The organism is Phyllobacterium sp. YR531 (genome assembly GCF_000282595.1).
Classification (GTDB): Bacteria; Pseudomonadota; Alphaproteobacteria; order Rhizobiales; family Rhizobiaceae; genus Phyllobacterium.
Genome location: NZ_AKIZ01000016.1, coordinates 713,444 through 738,964, shown reverse-complemented (window position 1 = coordinate 738,964; position 25,521 = coordinate 713,444). Strand labels below are relative to the sequence as shown.

Annotated in this window: 25 protein-coding genes; 11 read left to right on the top strand and 14 right to left on the bottom strand. The window is 54.1% G+C overall.

Annotated elements, in window-relative coordinates; genetic code table 11:
- Nucleotides 1-66 precede the first annotated feature (66 nt).
- On the bottom strand, nucleotides 67-1,866 hold the full coding sequence (locus tag PMI41_RS10865) for an outer membrane beta-barrel protein (RefSeq protein WP_157179353.1): 1,800 nt from the start codon (nucleotides 1,864-1,866) through the stop codon (nucleotides 67-69).
- Nucleotides 1,867-2,023: 157 nt separating this feature from the next.
- Between PMI41_RS10865 and PMI41_RS10860 the strand changes: the two genes are divergently transcribed.
- On the top strand, nucleotides 2,024-3,019 hold the full coding sequence (locus PMI41_RS10860; RefSeq protein ID WP_008124648.1) for a KpsF/GutQ family sugar-phosphate isomerase: 996 nt from the start codon (nucleotides 2,024-2,026) through the stop codon (nucleotides 3,017-3,019).
- 89 nt (nucleotides 3,020-3,108) lie between these two features.
- Here PMI41_RS10860 and PMI41_RS10855 read toward each other — a convergent pair whose 3' ends face one another.
- From PMI41_RS10855 to hemH, 5 genes are all read right to left on the bottom strand, one after another.
- On the bottom strand, nucleotides 3,109-3,567 hold the full coding sequence (locus PMI41_RS10855; protein WP_008124645.1) for an NfeD family protein: 459 nt from the start codon (nucleotides 3,565-3,567) through the stop codon (nucleotides 3,109-3,111).
- A gap of 14 nt (nucleotides 3,568-3,581) precedes the next feature.
- Nucleotides 3,582-4,577, bottom strand: a complete 996-nt coding sequence (locus tag PMI41_RS10850) for an SPFH domain-containing protein (protein WP_008124643.1) — start codon at nucleotides 4,575-4,577, stop codon at nucleotides 3,582-3,584.
- Nucleotides 4,578-4,600: 23 nt separating this feature from the next.
- Entirely contained in the window at nucleotides 4,601-4,930 is a 330-nt protein-coding gene (locus PMI41_RS10845; RefSeq protein ID WP_008124641.1) for a type II toxin-antitoxin system RelE/ParE family toxin, read from the bottom strand.
- 3 nt (nucleotides 4,931-4,933) lie between these two features.
- The gene (locus PMI41_RS10840; protein ID WP_008124639.1) at nucleotides 4,934-5,203 is read right to left on the bottom strand and encodes a ribbon-helix-helix domain-containing protein; all 270 of its coding nucleotides are present in this window, start codon (nucleotides 5,201-5,203) and stop codon (nucleotides 4,934-4,936) included.
- A 70-nt stretch (nucleotides 5,204-5,273) separates the two neighbouring features.
- Nucleotides 5,274-6,302 (bottom strand): ferrochelatase, encoded by a 1,029-nt coding sequence (hemH, locus tag PMI41_RS10835; protein ID WP_040854527.1) that lies wholly within the window; start codon nucleotides 6,300-6,302, stop codon nucleotides 5,274-5,276.
- A gap of 346 nt (nucleotides 6,303-6,648) precedes the next feature.
- Here hemH and PMI41_RS10830 point away from each other — a divergent pair, with 346 nt between their 5' ends.
- The gene (locus PMI41_RS10830) at nucleotides 6,649-8,127 is read left to right on the top strand and encodes an NCS1 family nucleobase:cation symporter-1 (protein ID WP_008124637.1); all 1,479 of its coding nucleotides are present in this window, start codon (nucleotides 6,649-6,651) and stop codon (nucleotides 8,125-8,127) included.
- A 222-nt stretch (nucleotides 8,128-8,349) separates the two neighbouring features.
- On the opposite strand, the gene PMI41_RS10825 is transcribed toward PMI41_RS10830, so the two are convergent.
- A complete protein-coding gene (locus tag PMI41_RS10825; protein ID WP_008124636.1) occupies nucleotides 8,350-10,239 on the bottom strand; it encodes a bifunctional metallophosphatase/5'-nucleotidase in 1,890 nt (629 codons plus the stop codon).
- Between the two features lie 189 nt (nucleotides 10,240-10,428).
- On the opposite strand from PMI41_RS10825, the gene PMI41_RS10820 reads away from it, so the two are divergent.
- Nucleotides 10,429-11,127, top strand: a complete 699-nt coding sequence (locus PMI41_RS10820; protein WP_008124635.1) for an alpha/beta hydrolase — start codon at nucleotides 10,429-10,431, stop codon at nucleotides 11,125-11,127.
- 56 nt (nucleotides 11,128-11,183) lie between these two features.
- Here PMI41_RS10820 and PMI41_RS10815 read toward each other — a convergent pair whose 3' ends face one another.
- Nucleotides 11,184-11,564 (bottom strand): hypothetical protein, encoded by a 381-nt coding sequence (locus PMI41_RS10815; RefSeq protein WP_008124634.1) that lies wholly within the window; start codon nucleotides 11,562-11,564, stop codon nucleotides 11,184-11,186.
- A 263-nt stretch (nucleotides 11,565-11,827) separates the two neighbouring features.
- On the opposite strand from PMI41_RS10815, the gene PMI41_RS10810 reads away from it, so the two are divergent.
- The gene (locus PMI41_RS10810; protein WP_008124633.1) at nucleotides 11,828-12,214 is read left to right on the top strand and encodes a VOC family protein; all 387 of its coding nucleotides are present in this window, start codon (nucleotides 11,828-11,830) and stop codon (nucleotides 12,212-12,214) included.
- Between the two features lie 9 nt (nucleotides 12,215-12,223).
- Here PMI41_RS10810 and PMI41_RS10805 read toward each other — a convergent pair whose 3' ends face one another.
- From PMI41_RS10805 to PMI41_RS10790, 4 genes are all read right to left on the bottom strand, one after another.
- Nucleotides 12,224-12,838 carry a LysE family transporter gene (locus PMI41_RS10805; RefSeq protein ID WP_008124632.1) on the bottom strand — a complete coding sequence of 205 codons (615 nt, stop codon included), beginning with the start codon at nucleotides 12,836-12,838 and terminating at the stop codon, nucleotides 12,224-12,226.
- Nucleotides 12,839-12,981: 143 nt separating this feature from the next.
- Nucleotides 12,982-14,427, bottom strand: a complete 1,446-nt coding sequence (locus PMI41_RS10800; protein WP_008124631.1) for a homospermidine synthase — start codon at nucleotides 14,425-14,427, stop codon at nucleotides 12,982-12,984.
- 153 nt (nucleotides 14,428-14,580) lie between these two features.
- Complete coding sequence (locus PMI41_RS10795; RefSeq protein ID WP_008124630.1) at nucleotides 14,581-15,480, bottom strand: DUF3445 domain-containing protein; 900 nt, start codon at nucleotides 15,478-15,480, stop codon at nucleotides 14,581-14,583.
- Nucleotides 15,481-17,343, bottom strand: coding sequence for a M3 family oligoendopeptidase (locus PMI41_RS10790; RefSeq protein WP_008124628.1), 1,863 nt, complete (start codon nucleotides 17,341-17,343; stop codon nucleotides 15,481-15,483).
- Between the two features lie 447 nt (nucleotides 17,344-17,790).
- Between PMI41_RS10790 and PMI41_RS10785 the strand changes: the two genes are divergently transcribed.
- Complete coding sequence (locus PMI41_RS10785; RefSeq protein ID WP_008124627.1) at nucleotides 17,791-19,665, top strand: DUF882 domain-containing protein; 1,875 nt, start codon at nucleotides 17,791-17,793, stop codon at nucleotides 19,663-19,665.
- A gap of 73 nt (nucleotides 19,666-19,738) precedes the next feature.
- Here the strand turns inward: PMI41_RS10785 and PMI41_RS10780 are convergent, their stop codons facing one another.
- A complete protein-coding gene (locus PMI41_RS10780) occupies nucleotides 19,739-20,377 on the bottom strand; it encodes a 2-dehydro-3-deoxy-phosphogluconate aldolase (protein WP_008124624.1) in 639 nt (212 codons plus the stop codon).
- Nucleotides 20,378-20,522: 145 nt separating this feature from the next.
- On the opposite strand from PMI41_RS10780, the gene PMI41_RS10775 reads away from it, so the two are divergent.
- The 6 genes from PMI41_RS10775 to PMI41_RS10755 all read left to right on the top strand — a co-directional run bounded on the left by PMI41_RS10775 (nucleotide 20,523) and on the right by PMI41_RS10755 (nucleotide 24,307).
- Nucleotides 20,523-21,452, top strand: coding sequence for a rhodanese-related sulfurtransferase (locus PMI41_RS10775; RefSeq protein ID WP_008124622.1), 930 nt, complete (start codon nucleotides 20,523-20,525; stop codon nucleotides 21,450-21,452).
- A gap of 421 nt (nucleotides 21,453-21,873) precedes the next feature.
- Nucleotides 21,874-22,590 carry a tellurite resistance TerB family protein gene (locus PMI41_RS10770; protein WP_008124620.1) on the top strand — a complete coding sequence of 239 codons (717 nt, stop codon included), beginning with the start codon at nucleotides 21,874-21,876 and terminating at the stop codon, nucleotides 22,588-22,590.
- A gap of 67 nt (nucleotides 22,591-22,657) precedes the next feature.
- A complete protein-coding gene (locus PMI41_RS24630) occupies nucleotides 22,658-22,993 on the top strand; it encodes a GFA family protein (RefSeq protein WP_008124619.1) in 336 nt (111 codons plus the stop codon).
- An 83-nt stretch (nucleotides 22,994-23,076) separates the two neighbouring features.
- On the top strand, nucleotides 23,077-23,406 hold the full coding sequence (locus tag PMI41_RS10765) for a metalloregulator ArsR/SmtB family transcription factor (RefSeq protein WP_008124617.1): 330 nt from the start codon (nucleotides 23,077-23,079) through the stop codon (nucleotides 23,404-23,406).
- A complete protein-coding gene (locus tag PMI41_RS10760) occupies nucleotides 23,403-23,867 on the top strand; it encodes an SRPBCC domain-containing protein (protein WP_008124615.1) in 465 nt (154 codons plus the stop codon). Before PMI41_RS10765 ends, PMI41_RS10760 begins: the two co-directional genes overlap by 4 nt.
- Before the next feature lie 23 nt (nucleotides 23,868-23,890).
- Nucleotides 23,891-24,307: a GFA family protein gene (locus PMI41_RS10755; protein WP_008124614.1), complete on the top strand. Its 417-nt coding sequence runs from the start codon at nucleotides 23,891-23,893 to the stop codon at nucleotides 24,305-24,307.
- A gap of 42 nt (nucleotides 24,308-24,349) precedes the next feature.
- On the opposite strand, the gene PMI41_RS10750 is transcribed toward PMI41_RS10755, so the two are convergent.
- Entirely contained in the window at nucleotides 24,350-25,519 is a 1,170-nt protein-coding gene (locus tag PMI41_RS10750) for a pyridoxal phosphate-dependent aminotransferase (protein WP_008124612.1), read from the bottom strand.
- Between the last annotated feature and the right edge of the window lie 2 nt (nucleotides 25,520-25,521).

The window sequence follows — 25,521 nt, the reverse complement described above, 5'->3', positions numbered from 1 at the left end:
CTCTCCCACAAGGGGAGAGATAATCGGCATCGACCTTTTTTGCTCCCTCAACTCAAAAAACTTGGCTCAACGTTGCAATGTCACACCGACATAGATGCTGGTTTCATCAGTATTGCGTGAGTCCACATCGCTGCGGACCAGCTGGTGGCGGGCGCTGACATCCAGCCCGACAAAACGGTTGAACCAGTATGTCGCGCCGATTTCCGCACCAAAGCCCTTGTCCAGCCCGGTATCGTCCTTGTTATCACGCAAAGATGCGATCAGCTTTGCGTTAAGGTCGAGATTGGCCCGGACCTGACGCTTGATGCCAACTGTGCCTTCATAGTAGACGGAGCCGCTTTCCCCCGGCGTGGTGGCGCCCTCAACACGGGTCAGCAGACCGATATCAACATCGGTTCCACGCTGCGGCGACCATTTGATTGCCGCATCGGCGCTTAGACCTTCAACTGCCTGCAGCCGGTCATCGTCAATGCCCTGCCGCAAATAGCCAAGGGCAAACTCACCGGACATTTTTTCCCCGAAATCAATCTCGACGCCACCGCGCAAGGCAGTGCGAAGGCCGGAACGGCGATAGCCGCTGAAATCAGTTTTCTCGTCATAGATCAGTTTGCCGATTTCGACCTCGGCGAAGGGTTTTATTGCCGGAGACATTTCAAAACCGCCTCGCAAGGCAATGCTGGCAAAAGTGTTGTCGCGGTCTTTCTGGCTGATGGTGGTGTTGCCTATTTCGGCGTTACCATAGGTCGTGCGGTTCACCTTTCCTTTGAGATCGCCGAAGAATTTGCCGAACTCATGCCGGACGCCGAGGCTTCCATCAAGCTCCTGCACGCCTGGGCGGTTTGAGGTGCCTTGAATGGTGGTCGGGGCGCTCGGGTCTTCCTGCCGGTAACGATAACCAGCTTCACCGGTCACGGTTGTGCGTGCGCCCAAATCCAACTGAAAACCAGCACGGAGGCCGATATTGGGCGCGGAATATTCCTCGCCGGAAATGGTCTTGTCATAGGTGCCGTCAAAATCCATCCAGGCGGAGTGCCGGGACCAATCCGTCGTGGCGCGGGCACGCAGACGGGTTTCCGACAGGACGGCAGATTTGCCGTCCGAGCTGTTGTCGGCATTGGTCGTTGCGCGCAGACCCTGACTGATCGAGGGGCGCAATGTGACCGTGCCAGCGCGGATACCAAGTGGCGCAAAGGGTTCCGGATCAAGACGCGGCGTGCGCCGCTCAATCGCCGAAACCGGCATGTTATCCTTGTCGGTGCGCCTCTCCGGCGGATTGCCTTCCTGGCTTTGTTCGATTGCGCCGGTCTCGTAAAGCGTGGCGGGATCGCGATCGGCATTGGTGTCCGCATCCGCTGTGGCCGCGTCGGTTACGCCCGGGCGTGGCGCAGGCGTCGGAACCCGCTCCACAGGGACTGGAACGACAGTTTCTTCTACGGACGGAGGTGGATTAAGCCCGCCACTATTATCTGACGGGCCGCTCGGCGGGCTGCCATCATTGGCGGGTACACCAAGCCTGCCCAGATTTGAACTGTCATCGTCCGCAGGCAGTGCACCCGGGCTGACTGGTTCATAAGGGCGTGATGGGATACCGAAATTATTGGTCGGCGATGATGTCTGGTCTTGGGTTGTCTGCGAATCAGTGGGCCGCGTATTGCGGTTGTTTTGCGCCGGTGGTGGGGCGTTTTCCTGAATGGGGCCGCGCAACTGAGAGTTGTCAGGAAGGACTGTTTGCTGCGCGGATGCGGGGCTGCAAAACGCCAATACGGTACTGCCGAGCAACGCTGACATCATGCAGGCGTTGATTGCAGATCGGAAGCTACGGCCATTTCGGCGCGCTTCTACGCGTTGTTTTGGCGGTTGAGTCAATAGATTTGCCACAAGGTTCGAACCTTGAGCGATGGTAAAGAAGCATGGTTAATGACTTGATAAGACCCGTAGCTTTTGCACATAACCGACGCAGATTTGAACAAGCCGGATCAACAAAAATTGGACAGAGGCCAGCGGAAGCGCTAACGGTTTGCCCATGCAGGCGATAAATGACACAAAACTGGACAGGTCCGCAGCGGTTGAATCCGCAAAACGGACAATTGCAACCGAACAAGACGGGCTGGTTGCGCTAAGCGCGGCGCTTGAAGGGCCGATGGCTGATGCGTTCTGCCGGGCGATTGAAAAGATCGCGGCAATCAAAGGCCGCATCATCGTAACCGGCGTCGGTAAGAGCGGCCATGTCGGCGCCAAGATCGCGGCAACATTTGCTTCCACGGGTACGCCGGCATTCTTCGTGCATCCATCAGAAGCCAATCATGGTGACCTCGGCATGATTGCCGTCGACGATGCCATTCTGGCACTGTCCTGGTCTGGCGACACTGCTGAACTTAAAGGCATTGTCAGCTATTCGCGGCGTTTCCGCATTCCACTCATCGCGGTGACGGCGGGCGAAAAATCAGCACTCGCAACGGCTGCGGATGTCGTGATCCTCATGCCACGCGTCACGGAGGCATGTCCGCACGGTCTAGCGCCGACTACATCAACACTGATGCAGCTGGCGATGGGCGATGCCATTGCCGTGGCGCTGCTGGAAGCACGCGGCTTTACTGCCGTTGATTTCAAGACGTACCACCCCGGTGGCTCGCTGGGTGCGGCCCTAACACATGTGCGCGAAATCATGCACCGCGACGATCAGATTCCGCTCGTGCCGCTTGGCACCCTGATCCCGGACGCGATGAAGGTTTTGTCTGATAAGCGCTTCGGTTGTATTGCAGTTGGCAACGCCGATGGAACGCTGGCCGGCATCATCACCGATGGCGATCTTTCGCGTAACCTGCACCGCAGTCTCGTGACAATGACTGTCGAAGAGATCATGACGCGCAATCCGAAAACCGTGCCGCCGACAATGCTCGCCAGCGCGGCGCTGGCACTGCTCAACGATCATAATATCGGCGCGCTCATCGTGACCGAGGATAATTATCCGGTCGGTATTGTGCACTTCCACGATCTCCTGCGCATCGGTGCTGCCTAACAATCTTAATGCATTCACCCTCTCCATCTTCAACAGAGCTGATGACGGAGAGAGTGGAGATTAAAGCTGGTTCCTCCTCGGAAGTACCTCTAAACTGCCTCCACCTGCAGCGTTCCCTGATCGATGCCGGTGATTTTCACGGGTGTTCCGGCTGCAAGGTCAGGCCCCGTCACGCGCCAGAGGCTGTCACCAATTCTGGCACGGCCACGGCCATTCACTGTCGCTTCTTCCAGCGTCACGATCTGGCCGATGAGTTGCTCGCCGCGTCTGTTGAGCAAAGGCTCGTCGGACTCCGCATCGGTAGCGCCGACAAGCTTGCGGCCAATGAAAACCGCGATCAATGACAGGACCAGAAACAGGATGACCTGAACCTGCCAGCTGATAGCGAAAGCCTCACCAAAAAGAATAACCAGACCACCAACGATCAGTGCGGCAATGCCAAACCAGAGGAAAAAAATGCCGGGCGCTGCCACCTCAAGTATCATGAGGATAAGGCCGAGCACCATCCAGTTCCACGCACCGAGTTCTGTAACAAGTCGCTCCAACATACTGAACCCTTCCTTTAGGAGTTCGTCCCACCCGTGCCCGGAACAGTACGTCCGCGTGCAGCCGTTGTAGTGGGACTTGCCGGTGCCGCTGGCGCATTATCGCCGAAGACCTCCTTGGCAATGGCACCGATACCGCCGAGCGAGCCGACGAGAGCTGACGCTTCCATCGGCATCATGATGATCTTTTGGTTAGGGCTCGACGCGAATTTACCAAAGGCTTCGGTATATTTCTGCGCCACAAAGTAATTCAGGGCCTGAACATTGCCGCTGGTGATGGCGGCGGAGACCATTTCAGTTGCCTTGGCTTCTGCTTCGGCCAGACGCTCGCGACCCTCGGCTTCGCGATAGGAGGCTTCGCGCTTGCCTTCCGCTTCCAGAATCTGTGCCTGCTTCAAACCTTCCGCACGCAAGATCTGTGCAGCGCGGGTGCCTTCCGCTTCAAGAACCACGGCGCGCTTGTCACGTTCGGCCTTCATCTGGCGACCCATGGAGTCGAGCAGGTCCTTTGGCGGGTTGATGTCCTTGATTTCGACGCGGGTCATCTTGATGCCCCATGAATGCGCCGCTTCATCGACAACCCGCAACAGGCGGTCATTGATCGTATCGCGGTTGGACAGAAGTTCGTCGAGAACCATGGAACCCATGACGGTACGGATATTGGTCATGGTGAGGTTCAAAATAGCGTTTTGCAACCCGCTGACCTGATAGGCGGCCTGCGGGGCATTGAGAATCTGATAGAAGGCGATGCCATCCACGGCAATGTTGGCATTGTCCTTGGTGATGACTTCCTGTGTCGGAACAGCAAGAACCTGCTCCATCATGTTGAGCTTTGCGCCGATACGGTCAAAGAAGGGAACAATGAGGCTCAGGCCCGGCGACAATGTGCGGGTGTATTTGCCAAAGCGCTCAATGGTATAATTATAACCTTGAGGCACGGTTTTCACGCCCGCAAACAGAATCGCCAGTACCAGAATGACCAGCACTGGTATCGTGAAATCAAAACCGCTCATAATATTTCCCCCGTAATGGTCTGTCAGACCGGATCGTCATTTTCCTTATGCCTGAGAATTGCGGCATAGTCTCTGCCACCGGCAAAAATATTGGTTATCTGCACGGTTTGATTTTCAATCCGATAAAGAATTACCGCGGTCTTTTCAAAGGGTACCAGACGAATGCCTTGTGCAAGATCATCCCGCTTAACGCCTCCGGATGGTGCATTGCCAATTTTTTCACAGCGATTGTAAATGCGTTCGACGAAACGGATTGCAACGACTGCGCTTTGGCTCTGTTTCAGAACGTATGCGAAAATGTTCTCGATATCTGACAAGGCTTCCCGCAAATAATAGACGGGGAGTTGCTGCATGGATTATTTGGTTGTCCCATGTTTTGCGTAGAGCGTATCAAGATGTTGCCGCATCTGCTTACCATTTAACGCTGGTCTGGGATCGTTGATCGATCGCTGGATTCTTGCGCGTATCTCGGCAAGATTGTCGGGCTGCTCGTCTTCATGTTTCAACAGGAGCACCACTGCCTGCCGTAAGGCATCGCTGGTCGAGGTATAAAAACCATCTCTCACGCGGCTTTTAAGAGCGTCCACCATATCTGATGGCAAAGTAATGCTTAACTTTTCAGCCATGTCTCGAGTCCAATCTCATCGGTAATGATGGTAGGATAAAATCGCCGACACTCCAATCGAAACTTTAGTATCAGACCCAGCCCTGCAATTCGCGGCGGACGAGCTGTTCGATGACCTGCATGCCTTCGGCGCTATCGTTGAGGCAAGGGACATGGGTGAAGTTCACACCGCCGTGCTCGTGGAAGATTTCCTCGCCTTCACCGGCAATTTCCTCAAGCGTTTCAAGGCAGTCGGAAACAAACCCGGGATTGAAAACCGCTACGGATTTCACGCCTTCTTTGGCCAGTTTTTCCAGCGTCTTGTCCGTATAAGGCTGCATCCATTCTTCCGGGCCGAAACGCGACTGGAAGCAGGTAATCAGCTTGTCTTCCGCCCAGCCAAGACGCTCGCGGAGCAGGCGGGTGGTTTTCCAGCAGTGGCAGGGATAAGGATCGCCACGTTTGAAATAGCTTTGCGGAATCCCGTGATAGGAAGCAACAAGTAGCTCTGGCTCGAAATCCAGCGTTGCATAATGCTTCTCGATGGAGGTCGCCAAGGCGTCGATATAGACGGCCTCATCCTGATAAGAGGGTACCGTGCGGGTCGCGGGCATATAGCGCATCTTTATCAGCGCTTCGAAAAATTTGTCGTTGACCGTGGCGGTCGTCGTTGCCGAATATTGCGGATAGAGCGGGAACATCACAATCCGTTTGCAGCCTGCCTTGTCCAGTCTCTCCAGCGCCTGTTCGATGGATGGCTGACCATAGCGCATGCCCCAATCGACGACGATTTCCGGATGCCCGGCCAGCGCCGCACCGAGCTTTTCGCCCTGAGCGCGGGTGTAAGTGCGCAATGGCGACTCGTTACGTTCCCGATTCCAGATCTTGTCGTAAAGGGCACCGGATTTTTTTGGCCGTGTATTGAGCACGATACCGTAAAGCACGGGAAGCCATATGGCGCGGGGCCATTCGATGACACGCTTGTCTGATAGGAATTCCCTGAGGTAGCGTCGCATGGAAGTTTTGTCTGTCCCGTCCGGTGTACCGAGATTGACGAGCAGAACGCCGATTTTCGACGTTTCAATGTGCGGATGGTCCTGTGGTTTTTTAACCGCCACCATCGCCTCGCCAGACATTGCCATAATTCATACTCCGCTTCTGCCGCCGGAAATTAGTGACCATCGGCATTATTGCAAGGGTGCTAAAGGCCGCATGTTGAGTACGAAGATCAAGATAAAATGGTTCAATGGGGCATGGTCGAATTGTCCAAGGGACCTCGATATGGGCTGTGTGGGCCCTGTTTCATTTTCGGGCAACAAGCCGCTTTCACGTGCAGTTCGAATGCCGTTTTAGAGCAATTGGACTGCGGAAAAACTCAATTTGCCAGCGAATGACCATGCTATCATTTGGCATGGAATTTGCGTTTAATCAGTTGTCTGCATTCATCATTCAAAGGAAATGATCGTCATGTCCAGCCACCAGCATGCAACGCCGCCCGTACTCGTTGTTACGGGCGCTCATCCCCAGCTTTACAGCGCCGATCTTGCTCCAACGGCTCCGGAGGGCAGGACATGGGGTGCGTTCAGCCTTTTTGCCATGTGGATGTCTGACGTTCACTCGGTCGGTGGTTACACATTCGCTGCTAGCTTGTTCTTTTTGGGTTTGACGGGTTGGGAAGTTCTGATCTCCATGATTGTCGGTATCACGGTGGTCTATTTTCTGATGAACCTGATTGGCAGACCTTCGCTGAAATATGGTGTGCCGTTTCCGGTGGTTGCGCGCATGTCGTTCGGCGTAATGGGCGCAAATCTTGCTGCAGTTCTGCGCGGCATTGTCGGTATCGTCTGGTACGGCGTACAAACCTATTTTGCCTCCAAGGCGGTGCAGGCACTGGCAATCACGCTTGTGCCAAGCACTGTTGAACTGACGCGCAATGACATATTCGGGCTGTCGACGCTTGGCTGGCTGAGTTTCCTTTTCATGTGGGTATTCCAGCTGCTGATCTTCCTGCGCGGCATGGAATCAATCCGCAAATTCATCGATTTCTGCGGACCCGTGGTCTATGTGGTCATGTTTGCGCTGGCCATCTGGATTTTGTCACAGACCGGCTTTTCCAGCCTGTCGCTGCAACTTGCTCCTCCGGCGGAAGGTTCTTCGCTGTCGCATATGGCGAATGCTTCCATGCTGATTGTTGCTTATTTTGCGGCATTACTGCTGAATTTCGGCGATTTCTCGCGCTTCTCCCGCGATGAGAAAGCCATGAAGATCGGCAACTTCCTGGGGCTTCCGGTCAATTTCATCGTTTTCGCAATCATAGTGGTTATTGTGACCGCAGGGACGGTGCAGGTATTCGGCGAGGCCATTCTTGATCCCGTGGCCATTGTCGAGCGCATCAATAATCCATGGGTGGTGGTGCTTGGATCAATTACGTTTATCGTGGCGACCATGGGCATAAACATTGTCGCAAACTTCGTCTCGCCAGCCTATGATATTGCCAATCTGTTTCCTGAAAAGATCAACTTCCGCATGGGCGGGCTGATCACATCCATCCTTTCGGTGCTTGTCTGCCCTTGGCTTTTCGTGTCGAGCCCGCAAGCTATCACCATCTTTGTCAGCATATTCGGCGCTGTTCTCGGGCCGATATTCGGCATTATGATTGCCGATTATTATCTGGTGAAGAAGCAGAATGTGGTGCTGGAAGATCTCTACACGATGTCACCGGAGGGATCGCTCTACTTCGAGCGGGGCTGGAATAGCCGCGCTCTTCTGGCGCTGGCTTTTGCAAGCGTGCTGTCGATTGGACTATCGGTGCTGGGTGCTCTGCAATATTTCCCAAATGGCGGTGACTGGGGCTGGTTGCTGGGTGCTGTAGCGGGTGGTGCTGTTCATTATCTGCTGATGCGCAATGTGCGGGTTTCCGCTGCAGTTCTAAGTGCGAAAGCGTAGAGTACCAATCGGTTCATGCCGATTATCTCTCCCCTTGTGGGAGAGAAAGGGTTTTCCTGGGTTTAGCCTCTTTGCTAAATCCTTGGAAAATCCAAGTGAGGGGGCGTTCATTAAAGCTCATCCCCTCTCTTGTGATTTCTAGCACTTAGCAAGAGCTAAGATGCTGAAATCACTTTCTCCCCCACAAGGGGGGAGATAAGGCAGTGCTTTAGACTGCAAAAACTACTTCGCAGGAACCTTCATTTCAGCACCGATTGGCAGCTTCATGATCCGCATTTCCGGATTGGCCTCGGAAAGCTTCTTCCATGAAAAGCCATCGCCATAGACCTGTTCGGAAATATCCCAGAAATTGTCGCCGGCCTTGATCGTATAAGAACTCGGTGTTGTAGCGGGCGCTGCCGCATCGGCAGGCTTGGCGGCATCGGCAGCAGGTGCGGCCGTTGCAGGTGGAGCAGGAGGCGCGGGCGTGGTTGTTTCTGAAGGAACGGGAACAGCGATCGGGCTTGCCGAAGTGATGCGTCCGTCCATGACAGGCTTATAGGGATTGTTCTTTTGCAGGTAGTCGGCAAGAACTTCTTCCAGACCGGGGCCGTAGTCATAGGCATTGACACCGTTGGTTGCGAAGACCTTATAGCCGTCACCACCCGCGCGCATGTAGTTGTTGGAAACAACACCATAGGTTGCCCCAGTATCAATTGGCTTCCAGCTATCGCCTTGCATGACCTCAACATTGGAAACGCGGCTGCCAACAGGTTTGGAAATATCGAAAGTATATTTCAGTCCTGCGACCTGCGAAAAACGGCCTGCAATCTTTTCGATCTGGCTTGCACCATTTTCCAGTGCAGCGACAACATCGGAACCACGCAACTGGAATGTTGCAAGCGTATTCTGGAACGGCAAAACCGTTAGAACTTCGCCCATTGTTACTTCACCGGCATCAATGGAGGCACGCAACCCGCCGCCATTGATGATCGCGATGGTGACGCCCTGTGCCTTGACGCGGTCGAGCATCGCATCGGCTACGAGATTGCCCATACTGCACTCGCCAATGCGGCACACTTCCCGCGAACCATCGATCTCGCCTGCCGTATCGGCAACCTTGCGGGCTTTCAGCTCTTCGATCGGCTTGGCCAGCTCTGCGACGCGGGCAGCAATGGCTGCGTCGGGCGTGACAGAAGAATCAAGCAGGATCGGCGCACCGGAACTTGCAGTAACATTGCCTTCATCGTCGAAGGTGACCTTCAACTCGCCAAGATATTTTGAATAGGCTTTGGCCTGAACGATCGGCACTTCGCGGCCGGAAGGATTCTTGATCAAGGTCGGGTAAGGACCGCCGGCATCAGGATCGGTGCTGGACAGCAGTGTGTGACTGTGACCACCCACGATCACGTCGATACCATCGACCTTGGCGGCGATTTCTTCATCTTCGAAGTAGCCGGTGTGGTTGAGTGCAATGATTTTGTTGACGCCCTCGGCTTTCAACGTCGCGACAAGCTTTGTCAGCGTCTCAATTTCATCGGCAAATTTGACCGTCGGTCCGGGGGTGGAGATTTCGGCGGTATCAGTCGTCAACGCCGAGATAATGCCGATTTTCTGGCCGCCGATTTCCTTGATCAGGTAAGGTTTGAACTTGCCGGCGATAAGAGGTTCGGCGTCTGCCTGCGTGTTGCTGGAAATGACCGGGATTTTGACCTTGTCGAGGAATTTACCCAGCACTTCCGGGCCGCCGTCGAACTCATGATTGCCGAGCGCCATTGCATCGAAACCGATGGCGTTCACGAACTCCGCGGTGTCGTCGCCCTTGTAGGTTGTGTAAAACAGGGAACCTTGAAATTCATCGCCCGCATCAAGCACGATGACATTGCCGCCATCCTTGGACAGCGCGGCGCGGCGCTCGTCGATCTTGGCTTTTACACGTGCAATGCCGCCAAAACACTCGTTCTTGGTGGTTTCTTCCGGGGTGCAGGTGGAATCAAATTTGTTGATCGCTTCAATGCGCGAGTGCTGGTCATTAATGTGCAGAATATTGAGTGTATAGTCGGCCATCGCTGTGCCTGCACTGATGCTAAGGGCGGAGGCAGCTAGGAAAAGCTTGCCGAAAGTTCTGGACATGACCTGCTCCGTTTTAATTAAATGTGGTACTGGCAATAGGGTTGGCAGAGCACTTTTACATGCCTGTGACAAAGCATGGTTTCATCACTTTGCAAGCGATGCAAGAGGGGAAAATATGCTCATCAACGTTAGAGCGAGGCAGTGTTCGTTTAAAAGATTACGTGTTCATTACACAAAGGGAGATTGGTCATGAGTGAAAAACCCACAATTGTTCTGGTTCATGGGTTCTGGGGCGGCGCTGCCCATTGGAACAAGGTTATTGTTGAGCTTACACGCAAGGGGCATACGAATATCCATGCTGTCGAACTGCCGCTGACATCATTGGCGGATGATGCAGAGCGCACGCGTAAAATGGTGGCGCAGCAAAGCGGGCCCGTACTGCTTGTAGGGCATTCCTATGGCGGTGCGGTCATAACTGAGGCGGGCAATCAGCCAAATGTTGCAGGTCTGGTTTATATCGCCGCCTTTGCGCCGGATGCGGGGGAAAGCCCCGGCGGCATTACGCAGGAGCATCCGCCACTTGCCGCTGCAAATCTTGCTCCCGACAGCGATGGCTATCTATGGGTCAAGCCGGATCTTTTCCATGAGAGCTTCTGTCAGGATTTGAATGAGGATGAAGGTCTGGTCATGGGCGTTACGCAGAAAGCGCCTTTGGCGAGCACATTCGGTGATGCGATCACCGTGCCCGCGTGGAAGAACAAGCCGTCATGGTATCAGATTTCCAGCAATGACAGGATGATTGCGCCGGAAAACCAGAAGCGCATGTCGGCACGCCTGAATGCGCGCAAGGTTATTACCCTTGATGCCAGCCATGCCTCGTTGGCATCGCTGCCAAAGGAGGTTGCGGGGCTGATTGACGAGGCAGCAGGGGAATTGGCGAAGGTTTAGATGCTCAATTGAATTTTGTGAGCGCGGGTTGCACCAGCGCTCACAATACAATTGTCTTAAGCAGAGCGGCGTGTCAGGGAGAATTGTTGTCCTGATGAGGATGTGCAGTTCAATTGGCCGCCGCTGACGAGTGCGCAATTGACCTTGGACTGTGTGCCGCGAGCAAGCGAACGCAGATCAATTTCAACCAGATTGGCTGAAACAAAACGGTAATTGCCTTCGGCAAGCTTTTCCTTTGTGTCGTTGGCGCGGGTCTCGAATACGCCGCCATTAAAATTCGAAAACGCCACGCCGGATGTATCGAACCATTGGCCCTGAACCGCATCGGTCGGGCGCACCGTCTGGATAGGTCCACCGTCTGATGGCGGGCCGCTCATGCAACCTGCAAGGGTTAGGATCAATGCGGCTGAACCGAGGCCAAGTGATAAACGTTTCATCCAAACGATCTCCCGATGAGTTGCTGTCATTGATGCCGCTAAAATCAAGCAAAAACAAGACTTAAGTTTTATGGATAGGCATGACGGCGGTGTATTTCCCGGTGTTGCAACCGCTTCGCCTAACCAGTCCGTTGCATATGAAATGGTGAAGCGCGCTGCATGTTCCTGAATAGCGGACGATTTTATTTCACAATCGGCTATGAAGCCATCGCAGTTGAATAATATGATCTGTCAAGAATCGCCAGCAGCCAAGAGGTCGCGCAATGATCGGATATACGATGGTGGGAACGAGGGACCTCCTGCAGGCAGGGGAGTTTTACGATCCGCTCATGGCCGGGATAGGATTTGAACGCTGCTACAGTGATGATGTGGTGATTTCATGGGGAAGCAAGGCGGATGAGTCTGTTGCCCGCTTTTTCGTAGGACTTCCTTTTGATGGTAAAGCGGCAAGCGTCGGCAATGGCAATATGACTGCCTTTCGTGTCGATGATGCCGAGACTATCGACAGGCTGCATGCATTGTCCGTGCAGAATGGCGGCAGCAGCGAAGGCAAGCCGGGGCTCCGCCCTCAATACGGACCGGGTTTCTACGCCGCCTATATCCGTGACCCGGACGGTAACAAGATCGCCTTTGTTTGTTACGATGCGTAGTCGAGCATCTTAAAGGAACGATAGTGCAGCGGTTATCAGGATTGTTGCGCCCATGACGATATTGAGCGCACGCTCGCTTTTGGGTTGAAGCCTTGCACGGTGCAGAGCGGCGCCCAGCCCAAGCCAAAGAATATCGACGACGATCATTACTATAATGCAGGCCAGAAGCTTGAATGTAAGGTCCGCATAGGAATTCGACCGGACAATAGGATAGGCGGCCATCAGTGAAACGAAAGCGATGTAGGCTTTTGGATTTGTAATGCCGAGCATTAGACCGCTGGTTGCGCCCGTTCCAAGCCGAGATGCGGCTTTACCGTTTTCACCCACAGGCGCGGTGGCAATCGCATAGGCGAGATAGACGAGGTAGGCAGTTGCCAAAACCATCATCGCCGTCATGAGTCCCTCAAGCGGCTGCACCATGAACAAAAGGCCGACCGCGCTTATCCCCGCTGCCAACGCCAATCCTATTTGCAACCCGGTGTAGAACTTCATGCCTTGAGCAAAGCCCTTTTCACGTCCAACCGCAACCAGTGCGGCAATGCCCGGACCGGGAGAACCGAGCAACGCTATCGCTGCCAGAACGAACAAACCTGCATTGAGGATATTGATGCCGTAATAAGACATGAGTGCACCATCATATAAAGACTTTGTTATATATAAATATGCACAAATATTGATGTTGTCAATCTAGTGGTAGACTGGAGTGGTCATCAAATGAAAACGGCACCCGCGAAGGGGTGCCGTTTTCATTTTTATTTGTCCTGGTATCAATGAACCAGAATATTGCGGAACTGCCAGGGATCACTCGTGTCGATGTCTTCCTTGAACAGGCCCGGCCGGTTTTCCAGCGGTGTCCAGTCGGTATAGTGACCTTTGAGCGGTCCGAGGTAAGGCGTCTGCACTTCAAGGCAACGGCGGAAGTCAACTTCGTCAGTTTCGACGATGCCTGCTTCAGGATTCTCCAGCGCCCAGACCATGCCGGCCAAAACAGCAGAAGAAACCTGCAAGCCGGTCGCATTCTGATAGGGAGCTAGCTTGCGGGCTTCCTCGATGGTCAGTTGCGAACCATACCAATAGGCATTCTTGTCGTGGCCATAGAGCAGCACGCCCAATTCATCCGCACCATCCACAATTTCGGATTCATCGAGAACATGGAGCGTTGTCTGTGGCTGGCCTGCCGCGCCAAACATTTCATCGAGCGACAAGGTCGCAACATTCGATGGATGATAGGCGTAATGGCATGTCGGCCGGTAGCTCGCCTTGCCCTTCTTATCAAACACCGTGAAGAAATCGGCTATCGAAATGGATTCATTATGCGTTACCAGCAGGCCGAACTGCGGTCCCTCAGTGGGGCACCATGTGCGGATGCGGGTATCTGCGCCGGGCTGTTCGAGGAAGACGGCAGCCTTGTTGCCCTTCTTCTGCTTGCGAGCATTCTTCGGCATCCACTTTTCATGGGTGCCCCAGCCAAGTTCGGCAGGCTGCAGCCCTTCGGAAATGAAGCCTTCAACCGACCATGTATTCCAGAAGACGCCGAAAGGCTTCGGGTCATTGGCGCGCTGCGTGTCGCGCTCGGCAATGTGGATGCCTTTGACACCGACCTGCTTCATCAGCTTGGCCCAGCCATGACGATCTGCGCGTTCGGGTTCGGTATGTTCGATCTTGAGGTCTTTGGCGAGATCAAGAACTGCGCGCTTGACGAACCATGAGACCATGCCCGGGTTGGCACCGCAGCACGAAACAGCAGTTGGCCCGCCGGGATTTTTCTTCTTCTCGGCAAGCAGCGTCTGGCGCAGCGCATAATTAGTGCGCTCGGCATTGTCGATGCCGCTTGCATAGTAGAAGCCAGCCCATGGCTCGATAACCGTATCGATATAGAGCGCGCCGACCTTCCGGCACAGATGCATGATATCGACAGAAGACGTGTCTACGGAAAGATTGACACAAAAGCCCTGTCCGCCGCCTTCAGTTAGAAGTGGCTTGAGCAGTGTCTTGTAATTTTCCTTGGTGACAGCTTCCTGAATGTAGCGGATACCGCGCTCGTCCAGTAATTTCTTGTTTGCATCGCTCGGGTCGATGACAACCAGGCGGGACTTGTCAAATTTGAAGTGGCGTTCGATGAGGGGCAGGGTACCCCGTCCGATGGACCCGAAACCGATCATCACGATCGGACCAGTAATTTCTCCATGTATAGGCCATGTAGCCTTCGCCATTTTTTTGTTGCTCCTAATTTTGATCTCCATCATTGAGGGCAGCGGGTTGATGTACCGCTTCAAAAGCAACCATAGAGCATAGTGATGGGGAAGAGCAAACAACCCTTGGCTGCTTTCAGATGAATTTTCGATCTAATGTTAATTAAAACAGGCTTAGAGGCTGCCGAGCGTGTCAATCAGGCGTTCACGGATTGTCATAATACCTTTATAATTTAATTGTGCAGGACTAAGCGCTTCGAGCTGGCGGCAAAAAGCTTTTGCAACGGCGCGGCAATCAGGATGTTTCTTGAGTGCATTTACCGGATCGAGATAAATACGGATCGTGAAAAGAATATCTCCTGAAACGGGAAGCTTTCGCAATGTCTGACGCTCAACGCGCATGTAGCATTGGCTCGCCAGATCATCATCGGAATAAAGCGCGCCTTTGTGGTGACTGGCGAGCGGATGATAGAATTCCCCATCCGGCTGCAATGACCAGTTCATGCGGTAAACGGATCGATCCGGACGCAGATTATCGAACATGCGGGTTATCAGACCTGCATTACGTGTGCCTGCATTAAAATCTGGCACCGGTGCATGAATATCATCCATAGAGCGGCCGAACTTTTCCAGCAGCGTCCAGGATGAGGGGAAGGACAGGGACGCGGCGGCAAGATGCCAGCCGCGTTTTCCATCTTTCCGCATCAGGATCAAATCTTCCTGCACCAGCTGTGCCGCACGCAGAAGAGGCGCTGTTTGCCCGAAATTCAGCTCCACCGGCTCGGGCCAACCGGTAATGGCAATGGAGTTGCCGGATCGTGCATAAATATCCGGATAATGCTCGACCAGATGAGCGCAGAGCAGACCAAGCACTTCAGCTTGCGCTTCTCGTGTATCCTTTTCCTCGACGAAAATTCGATCCGCATGCAGGCCAAAGAGGCGCTTTTTCTCGTCGAGATAGGCGAGGAGATTCTCGTCTATCTCGATCCAGTCTTTCAGATCGAGCTGATGCAGCCCAATCGTAAAGGGCTGCGCTGATCCATCATAGGGCGTATAGGCAGGCATTGTGGCCATTTATACCTGATCCATTGCCTCCAGCTCATCGATAATACCCTCAATGACAGACAGGCCCTTCTGCCAGAAAGCAGGGTCGGTTGCGTCGAGGCCAAATGGAGCAAGCAGCTCAGAATGATGCTTCGTGCCACCTGCCTTCAGCATGTCAAAATATTTCTGCTGAAAACCGGACTCCGCATTCTGATAGACAGCGTAGAGCGAGTTCACCAGACAATCACCAAAAGCATAGGCGTAGACATAGAATGGCGAGTGGATGAAATGCGGTATATAGGTCCAGAAGGTTTCGTAGCCTGCGCCGAAACGCACCGCATCACCGAGACTTTCCTTCTGAATGTCCAGCCAGATTTCGCCGATACGGTCTGATGTCAGCTCGCCATTGGCGCGTTCGGTGTGGACGCGGCGCTCAAACTGATAGAATGCAATCTGCCGCACAACAGTGTTGATCATGTCTTCCGCTTTTTGCGCGAGCATTGCCTTGCGTTCCCGCTTGTCTTTAGTCTTTTCCAGTAGCGAGCGGAATGTAAGCATTTCGCCAAAAACCGAGGCGGTTTCTGCAAGGGTGAGGGGCGTAGACGCCATAAGCGCGCCCTGATCTGCGGCCAGTACCTGATGCACGCCATGGCCAAGTTCGTGGGCGAGGGTCATCACATCGCGCGGTTTGCCCATGTAATTGAGTAGCACATAGGGGTGCGCCGAAGGCACTGTAGGATGAGCGAAAGCACCGGGCGACTTGCCGGGACGAGTCGGTGCATCAATCCAGTTGCGATCAAAAAAGCGCTTGGCAATCTCTGCCATCTCGGGCGCAAACCCATCATAGGCAGAAAGCACAGTTTCGCGCGCTTCTGTCCACGGGATGACGGCTTGCGGTGTTTCCGGCAAGGGCGCATTGCGGTCCCAGCTATTGAGATAGTCGAGGCCAAGCCATTTGGCTTTCAACTTGTAATAGCGATGCGACAGGCGCGGATAGGCGGCCTGCACAGCTTCGGCCAAAGCATCAACGACTTCACGTTCAACACGATTGGCCAAATGACGGCTGTCGGCAATATCTTCGAAGCCGCGCCAGCGGTCGGAAATTTCCTTGTCCTTGGCCAAAGTATTGGTGATGAGGGTGAAGGTTCGCAGGTTTTCCTTGAAAGTCTTGGCCAGCGCATCGGAAGCAGCCTTGCGCACTTCCCCATTTGAATCCTGCAGAAGATTGAGTGTCGGTTCTATGGCCAATTCTTCGCCATTCACCTCAAACCGCAAGGAAGTCATGGTTTCGTCGAAAAGTCTGTTCCAGGCACCACGGCCTGTGATGGATTTTTCGTGGAAGAGTTGTTCAAGCTTGTCATCGAGCTGAAATGGCTTGTCCTTGCGCAGATCAACCAGCCATGGCCGATAGTGACCGATAGCTGGATTGTCATTCATTGCCTTCTCGATAAGCGCATCATCAATGCGGTTGAGTTCGAGGCCATAGAAAATGAGATGCGTGCTGGCATCTGTCAGCTTTTGCTGGATGTCACCATAGAGCTTGGCATGTTTCGGATTGGACGTATCACTGGCGTAAACGAGCCCGGCATAGGAGCCGATTTTACCCATCAGATCGTCAAGGCCCTCATATTCCTTGATGGAATCGGCAAAGTGGCCGCCTTTCGGCTTTGCCACCTCGACAGAAAGAGTACCTTTCCAGCGTTCCTCAAATGCAATTGCACGCTCGCCTGCTTTCGCCAGGTCTGCCTTCAACTCACTGCTGTCAGTGGATGGATAAAGATCTGCCAGATTCCATTCCGGCAGAACGCCGAGCGCCGCATTATCATCCTTCGCATTGTTACTGCCGGATTTTGCTGCAAAAGCAGCGGCTTGCCAGATTACATATCTGTTCATTTCAAAACTCATTTTTGCACCACAAATTGGCTGGCGAAGGGGTTTGCGGTCGAATCAGACCGGTCGAAATCGGAACAATAAACTTAGAGCAAAGAAGCAGCTGTGCAACGATTTGACGTTAGCGAAGCAGATCTGCTGACAAAGGCCAATTAAATAGTTAAAAGACATTTTGGCCGCTTGGAGGCGATATTTAGACGTGTCTGGGGTGGATTCCTTCGTCAAAACGCCTTATTCATGTCGTTAACCACCTGTTGACCATGCCAGATAACAGTGGATTTCATTCAGGTTTTTGCCATGCTCTCAACGTATTTGTTGTTCAATAAGTGACCATTAACCATTAAATTGGATAATCCAGCTATTCGGGGACTTGAGGAAACGATCAAGGTTGGGACGACATTGTCAAACATGATTCATGCACAGGGCGGTAAATTGACGGCAGGATTTAGCATGCGTGCCGGTTGGTTGGCGTTCCTCATGGTCTTCGCGTCGATGCTTTTTGTATCCGCTCAGGCTCAAGCCGAGACAAGAACTCTCAAGCTTTATTTCATCCATACGAAAGAACGTGCGGAAATCACGTTCAAGAAGAATGGACGTTATCAGCAGGATGGCCTGAACAAGCTGAACAAGTTTCTGCGCGACTGGCGCCGCAATGAACCAACGAAGATGGACCCGCGTCTCTTCGATCTGGTCTGGTCAACTTATCAGAAAGTCGGCGGCCGGGATTATATCAATGTAGTTTCCGCCTATCGTTCTCCTACAACCAATTCAATGCTGCGTTCGCGTACCCGCGGTGTGGCCAAGACCAGTCAGCACATGCTTGGCAAGGCAATGGACTGGTACCTGCCGGGCGTGAAGCTTGCGACCCTGCGCAATGCAGCGCTCAAGTTTGAAGCTGGCGGTGTTGGCTATTATCCGCGCTCGGGTTCGCCTTTCATCCATACCGACGTTGGCAATGTCCGTCATTGGCCCCGCATGAGCCGCAGCGAGCTGCTGGCCGTGTTCCCCGATGGCAAGACCATGCATATTCCAACCGACGGCAAGCCATTGCCAGGTTATGAGCAGGCCGTAGCGGCTTACGAATCCCGCAAGCGCAGCGGCGGTTCCATTCAGGTTGCAAGTTCCAGTTCTTCGCGCCGCGGTGGCAAGACCTTGTTTGGCGTGCTGTTTGGCGGTGGTGCAGACGAGGAAGAGGATTCCGGCGAAAGCTCAGTGGCGGTTGCTTCGGCTCCCGCCCCAGCTCGCGGGACCACGCGTCAGCAACCTGCTGCAGCTGAATCCGATGAGGATTCCGGACCAGCACCAGCAGCAACCGCCGGTAATTTGCCAGGCGTAGCATTGCCAACAAGCAATGCACCTGCACCGGTGGCTGCGCCACGTCCTGAAGCGCCAGTTGAACTGACACCGGAAGACAATCAGGCACTGGCTTTTGCGGTCCCCGTACCATTGCGCCGTCCGGATTATGCGCCTGCCGCAGCAACGCCTGAGCCTTCAACGCTCAATGCGCTTGCCGCAGACAATTCAACCGTAGTGGCAGCCTTGCCTGCAACGCGTCCACAGGACAGCGCTGCGGCGATCGCACAGATGATTGCTGCCAATCCGGCACCGGAGCCGGAGCAGACCGATGCGGGCCAGCCGCAGATGGTCAATGCACTCGTGCCCGTGCCGTTTGAAAAGCCGCGCACGGCACCCAAGCAGAATGACATGATGGTTGCGTCGATTGTTCCGACACAGCGTCCGGCAAATATTCCAGCTTCGGTTCAGGCTGCAGCTGAGCAGGATGTGATTCCTGTTCCTGATGATGATCTGGAAGCAATCATCAAACAGTCTGATCCTGAGCACAGCACTGTTGTATCGGCATCCGATCCATCTCCTGAATTGCCGACCGTTCCTGCGACAACAGGCGGCCGCGTGAAGAAGACTGCCGGAAATGGCGTTGCGCAGGTCGCTTCTGCCGCTCCGCAGCCCTCATTGCGCAAGACCATGCTTGAAGCCAAGGGCGGCGATCCTGTTGCCATGCTCGACAGCGGTGTGGTGACCACGGCCAAGGCATCCAAGCCACGCCGTCAGGCACATGAAGCGCCGAAGGCAACGCAGGTATCGTCCGATGTGCCGGAACGTGCGCTCTCGAACGAACAGGTTGCTGAAACAGCTCCGGCCGTTACGCCAGCTGTTCTGCGCAACGAGACCATGCGCATGGCTCCGACCACGGTTTATGTTGCCGGGTTCCAGCAGAACATGCCGGTTGCAAACGCCAACAAGTTTACTGGCAAGGCTGTGACCTTCATGCAGATTGCAAAGTTCAATCCAAGCCACGGTTCGTAAAGACGAATAACTTCAATATGAAAACGGCGGCTCTGATGAAGAGCCGCCGTTTTTGTTAAGAGGCCGGATATTTTCAGGCAGCTAGTTTGACCGCTTCGGCGGCCAACTGGGTGATTTCGTCCCACTTGCCTTCTTTCACCAGATTTTCCGGTGCGACCCATGATCCGCCGACGCAGACAACATTTGGCAACGATAAATAGGTCTTGGCATTGGCAACGCTGACACCGCCGGTTGGGCAGAATAGCGTTCCGGCGAGAGGCGATGAAAGCGACTTCAGGAATGCTGCGCCGCCAGCCTGTTCTGCGGGGAAGAATTTCAGCATTGTATAGCCCTCTTCGCGCAAAGCCATGATTTCGGCAGGCGTAATCGCGCCGGGTAGCAGTGGCACCTTGCTGGAGCGGGCAGCGTCAAGCAGTTGCGGCGTCGCGCCGGGGCTAACGATGAAGCGCGATCCGGCATTGGCCGCCTCTTCATATTGGCGTGCATTGAGAATTGTGCCTGCGCCGACAATTGCTTCGGGCACTTCATTGGCAACGGCGCGGATGGCATCAAGCGCGGCAGCGGTACGTAATGTGATCTCGATGGCTGGAAGACCGCCTTTTGCCAGTGCACGCGCCAGTGGCACTGCATCGGCAGCATTCTGTATGAGAAGGACCGGAATAACCGGCTGGCCCTTGAGGACAGGTAGCAATAAATCGGTCTTCTGGGTCATGACATTCTCCGTCTGGCTTGGGGTCTAATCGATTTAGTGCCGCTGACGCGTTTTGTCCAATGATTCAACCCGGAAGGATGCAAGAAATGCGAGACTTCGCAAATATCTTGAAATTGACGTTGTGGCACAGTAGTTGAATGCCATCATGACAGATCATTCATCCAATCTGCCCTTTACGGTGGCTGCGCTTTACCGCTTTGCCCGGCTGGAACATTACCGGTCGCTGCAGGAGCCACTGGCGAAGCTTTGCTGTAGTCAAGGCATCAAGGGCACTCTGCTTCTGGCGGCGGAAGGCATCAATGGCACTGTTGCGGGAACAGCTGCGGCCATAAAGCAGCTTGTTGATTTTCTCGAAGCTGAGCCTGCAATCGCCGGGATGGAACTGAAATATTCCCACGCCAGCGAAATGCCGTTCAAGCGCATGAAAGTGCGTTTGAAAAAGGAAATCGTGACGATGGGGGTCGAGGACATCGACCCGCTGCAAAGCGTTGGAACCTATGTGCCCGCACAGGACTGGAACGCGCTGATTTCCGACCCGGATACGGTGATCATCGATACGCGCAATGATTACGAGACCGCGATAGGGACGTTTACCGGCGCGCTCGACCCGCAAACGAAGACATTCCGCGAGTTTCCGCAGTGGGTAGAAAATCACCGCGAGGAACTTGAAGGCAAGAAAATTGCCATGTTCTGCACCGGCGGCATTCGTTGTGAAAAAGCGACGGCTTTCGTCAAGGGGCTCGGCTTTGATGATGTTTTTCATCTAAAGGGCGGCATCCTTAAATATCTGGAAGATGTGCCAGCCGAGGAAAGCCGCTGGGAAGGCGAGTGCTTTGTCTTTGACGAGCGTGTTTCCGTCGGTCATGGATTGATCGAAGGCGAGGCGGAACTCTGCCACGCTTGTCGCAACCCCATTGCGCCGGAAGACAAGCTGTCACCGCTGTTTGCCGAAGGGATTTCCTGTCCGAACTGTTATCATGAACGTACCGAGGAAGACCGCGCGCGCTTTGCCGAGAGGCAAAAGCAGGTGCGCCTGGCGCGAGAGCGGGGTTTGAAAGAACATATCGGTTCTTAAGCTGCCATCCATTACAGAAGTTGGTTGGTTGCAACAGGTGATGCCGATTATCTCTCCCCTTGTGGGAGAGAAAGGGTTTTCTTGGATTTAGCCTCTTCGCTAAATCCTAGAAAATCCAAGAGAGGGGATTACTTGTAACATCTATCCACCTTCCCCTCTCTGGTGATTTCTAGCACTTAGCAAGGGCTAAGATGCTGAAATCACTTTCTCCCCCACAAGGGGGGAGATAATCGACATCATCCGTTGCAGATATTGACTCCCGGCAGTCGCTATCGTCCTCGTGGTGAGCTCCAGAGCTTGTCGAAGGGCGAACCGCGCAAAGCCCGATTGGAACCCTCAAAATCTCTCTTGTCATTGCAATGCCATGAAGCTGTTCCTAACTAAGGACCAGCGAATTCATGCGACCAACAGGGAGATATGCATGCTCGATCCGAAGAAGATTTTGAACGATTTCCTGGGAAGTAATATTCCCGGCGTAGGAACCTCGGTCCGCGATACAGCCGGAAAGGCGACGCAAATGGCCAAGGACAATCCTCTTGCAGCAGGCGCATTGGCAGCCATTCTGCTGGGCACCGGGACTGGCCGTGAAGTTGCCGGTGGCGCGCTGAAACTTGGTGGTCTGGCTGCGGTTGCAGGGCTGGCCTACAAGGCTTACCAGAATTACCAATCGGGCAAAGCTCCTGCGGAAACAGCGCAAGCTCCGGCAAACGGCGAATTGCTGCCGCCGCCAAGCGATTCCGGTTTCGATCCGCAGACCGCGCCGCAGGGCGAGCATGAGTTTGCCCTCGTACTGGTGCGTGCAATGATTGCCGCTGCCCGTTCCGATGGAATGGTGGATGATGCAGAGCGCGCCCGTATCCTTGAAAAGCTTTCGCTTTCCGGCATGAACAGCGACACCCAGGAATTCCTGAATGCCGAACTGAGCGCGCCTGTTGATGTGGATGCGCTGGTCGCCGCTGCTGTTACCGATGAGCAGAAGGTCGAGCTTTATACAGCTTCCCGCCTCGCCATTGACCCGAAGACTCGCGGCGAACGTGGCTATCTTGACCTCTTGGCAGGACGCCTTAAGCTGCCTGATAGCCTTATCGATCATATCGAGGCCACTGTCAGTCAGGCAAAGACCGGTACGCCCGCCTAAGCCTGTCAATTTGCAGTGAGCGTGCCGGCCTTCAGTGCCGGTCCGCTTGCTGACAAGGAGCAGCAGTATGGTGCGGGAAGTTCACGGAAGTTGCCACTGCGGCGCAGTCAAGATCACGGTAACGCGTCCTCCAGCAGACGTAACCGAATGCCACTGCACGATTTGCCGCCGCTATGCCGGTCTTTGGGCCTATTATCCCGTAAAAGATGTTTCCCTTACCGGGCCGACAGAAGTTTATATCTGGGGCCGCAAGTACCTAGAATATCACCGCTGTAGCAATTGCGGCTGCGTGATGGCTTGGCTGCCGCGAGGTGAATACCCCGAGTGCGGCGTGAACGTGCGAATGCTGGACTTCGACATCAACTCAGTAAAACTCATCGTTGAAGAGGACGCGTCAGTCTAACCTTTCCGTTGGGCGGCGCTTGTTTAATGCTGTCTAAAATCATTAGTATTGACTAATCAATTAGTGGATGCTAATTGTTCTTCATGATTGAAGCAGCACCTATAAACGCCGTTATGCGCGCCCTTGCGGATCCCACACGTCGAGCCATGTTCGAGCGGGTCGTCATGTCCGAGGAGATTACCGTTGTCGAATTGACGCGAGGCAGCAGCGTGACACAAGGTGCCGTTTCCCAACACCTGAAGGCGCTTAAGCAGGCGGGTCTCGTTATTGAACGTCCCGAAGGGCGAAAGGTTTATTACCGCGCCCAACCCGGGGGGCTTGAGCCCCTGTTCGACTGGATGAGCCATTATGGTGTGTTTTGGCAGGAGCGCTTTGCTAATCTCGGTACATTGCTGGAGGAAATTGACCCATGAACAGCGACGGATTGAAGCCCGATACACAAAATATCATTGTCGACAGGGTTTACCCGCACTCACCGGAGATAATCTGGCAAACCCTTACCAACGCTAATTTGATGGGCCGCTGGTTAATGGTTCCAACTGGTTTCGAACCTGTCGTGGGCAACCGGTTCACCTATAAAACCAAACCCGCTGGCGAGTGGGATGGCACCATTCATTGTCAGGTGCTTGAGGTGAAGCCGTATGAACGTTTCGCCTATTCCTGGAAAGGCGGTCATGAGAGCAATGCAGGATATGGATCGCGGCTGGATACCGTTGTCACCTTTCTGGTCTCGAAGACGGAAAACGGCACCCGCCTGCGCCTTATCCACTCCGGCTTTATCCTGCCGAAGAACGACAGTGCCTTCAATAGCATGAGCAAAGGTTGGACGGAGGTCGTGCAGAACATTGCCGATATTGCTGAAGAAAAAGACTGAACCGCTTTATCCGGGAGAGAGAGATGAGCAAACATTTTATCGGTGGATGTGCCTGTGGTGCGATCCGTTATGAAACAGGCAGTGCCCCTATTTTCGAAAACCACTGCCAATGCCGGGATTGCCAGAGACGCAGCGGCACCGGGCACGGTTCCTATCTGACCTTTCCCGAGCGGGCCAATGTAAAAATAACAGGCGAGGCTAGTACATGGCGGGTAGCGGGTGACAGCGGCAATGAAAAAATCCACGCCTTTTGCCCGACTTGTGGCACGCCGGTCTATCTGACATTCGCTGCAATGCCGGAACTGATTGCCATTGCCGCAGGGAGTCTGGATGATCCGGACCAATTCAATCCCCAGGTGGTTACCTACACGATGCGTGGCCATGACTGGGACAAAATGGGTTCATCGTTGCAGAAATTCGAGAAGATGCCGCCCATGTGAGGGAAGGGAGGCCGCGGCAATACTGCGGCCATTCCACCATGATCATTTTGCCAGGAATTTCTCGATCCGCTCAATGGCCCGAATAATGTTCTCTTCCGAATTGGCATAGGAGAGGCGGATGTAGCCCTCTCCGAGAATGCCGAAATCCGGACCGCCAATCAAAGCTACGCCTGCATCATCCAACAAGGCGGCTGCCAGCTTTTTGGCAGGCCAGCCGGTCTTCTTGATGTTGGGGAAAGCATAAAAAGCGCCTTTGGGCGTGGCACAGCTGATCCCCGGCAGACTGTTGAGGCCATCGACGACAATCTTGCGGCGATTGTCGAATGCCTTACACATCTTCTCGACGTCATCTTGCGGGCCATCAATTGCGGCTATACCGGCAAATTGGCTTGGTGCATTCACGCATGACCAGCAATTGACCGCAAGCTTGCGTACCTTGTCATAGAGTTGATCAGGCCAGATGGACCAGCCCATGCGCCAGCCTGTCATCGCCCAAGTCTTCGACCAGCCGTTCAGGACAATCAAGCGGTCGCGGATTTCCGGGAATGAAAGCAGTGAGCAATGCTCTTCGCCATCATAGGTCATGACATCGTAAATCTCGTCAGACATGATGGCGACATGAGGATGGGCTTCCAGACCCTTTACCAGTTTTTCGATTTCCTGCTTTGGTGTCACACCGCCGGTTGGGTTGGCTGGGGAGTTAAGGATCAGCAGCCGCGTATTTGGCGTGATCAGGGAAAGGGTTTCCTCAGCAGAAAAAGCAAAACCGTTTTCCTCACGGATCGGAACCGGAATGGGTGTTGCGCCGGTAAACTCGATCATTGAACGATAGATCGGGAACCCGGGATCAGGGTAGAGGATCTCCGCGCCGGGCTCGCCGAAAATCATGATTGCGGCAAACATCGTCACCTTGCCACCCGGGACAATCATGATGTTTTCAGGCGATACTTCGACACCGGTTGTGGTCAGCGTTCGCCGAGCTACCGCCTCGCGGGCCGCCAGCAAGCCATTGGCAGGCGTATAGCCGTGATGCCCGTCTTTCAGCGCCTTGATGGCTGCTTCGACAATATGGGCCGGCGTTTTGAAGTCCGGCTGGCCGATACCAAGATTGATGATATCCTTACCCTGAGCGCTGAGGGCGGTGGCGCGGGCAAGAACGGCAAAGGCATTTTCTTCGCCAATACGGTCGAAGCCCGAAATAGTACGCAGCATTT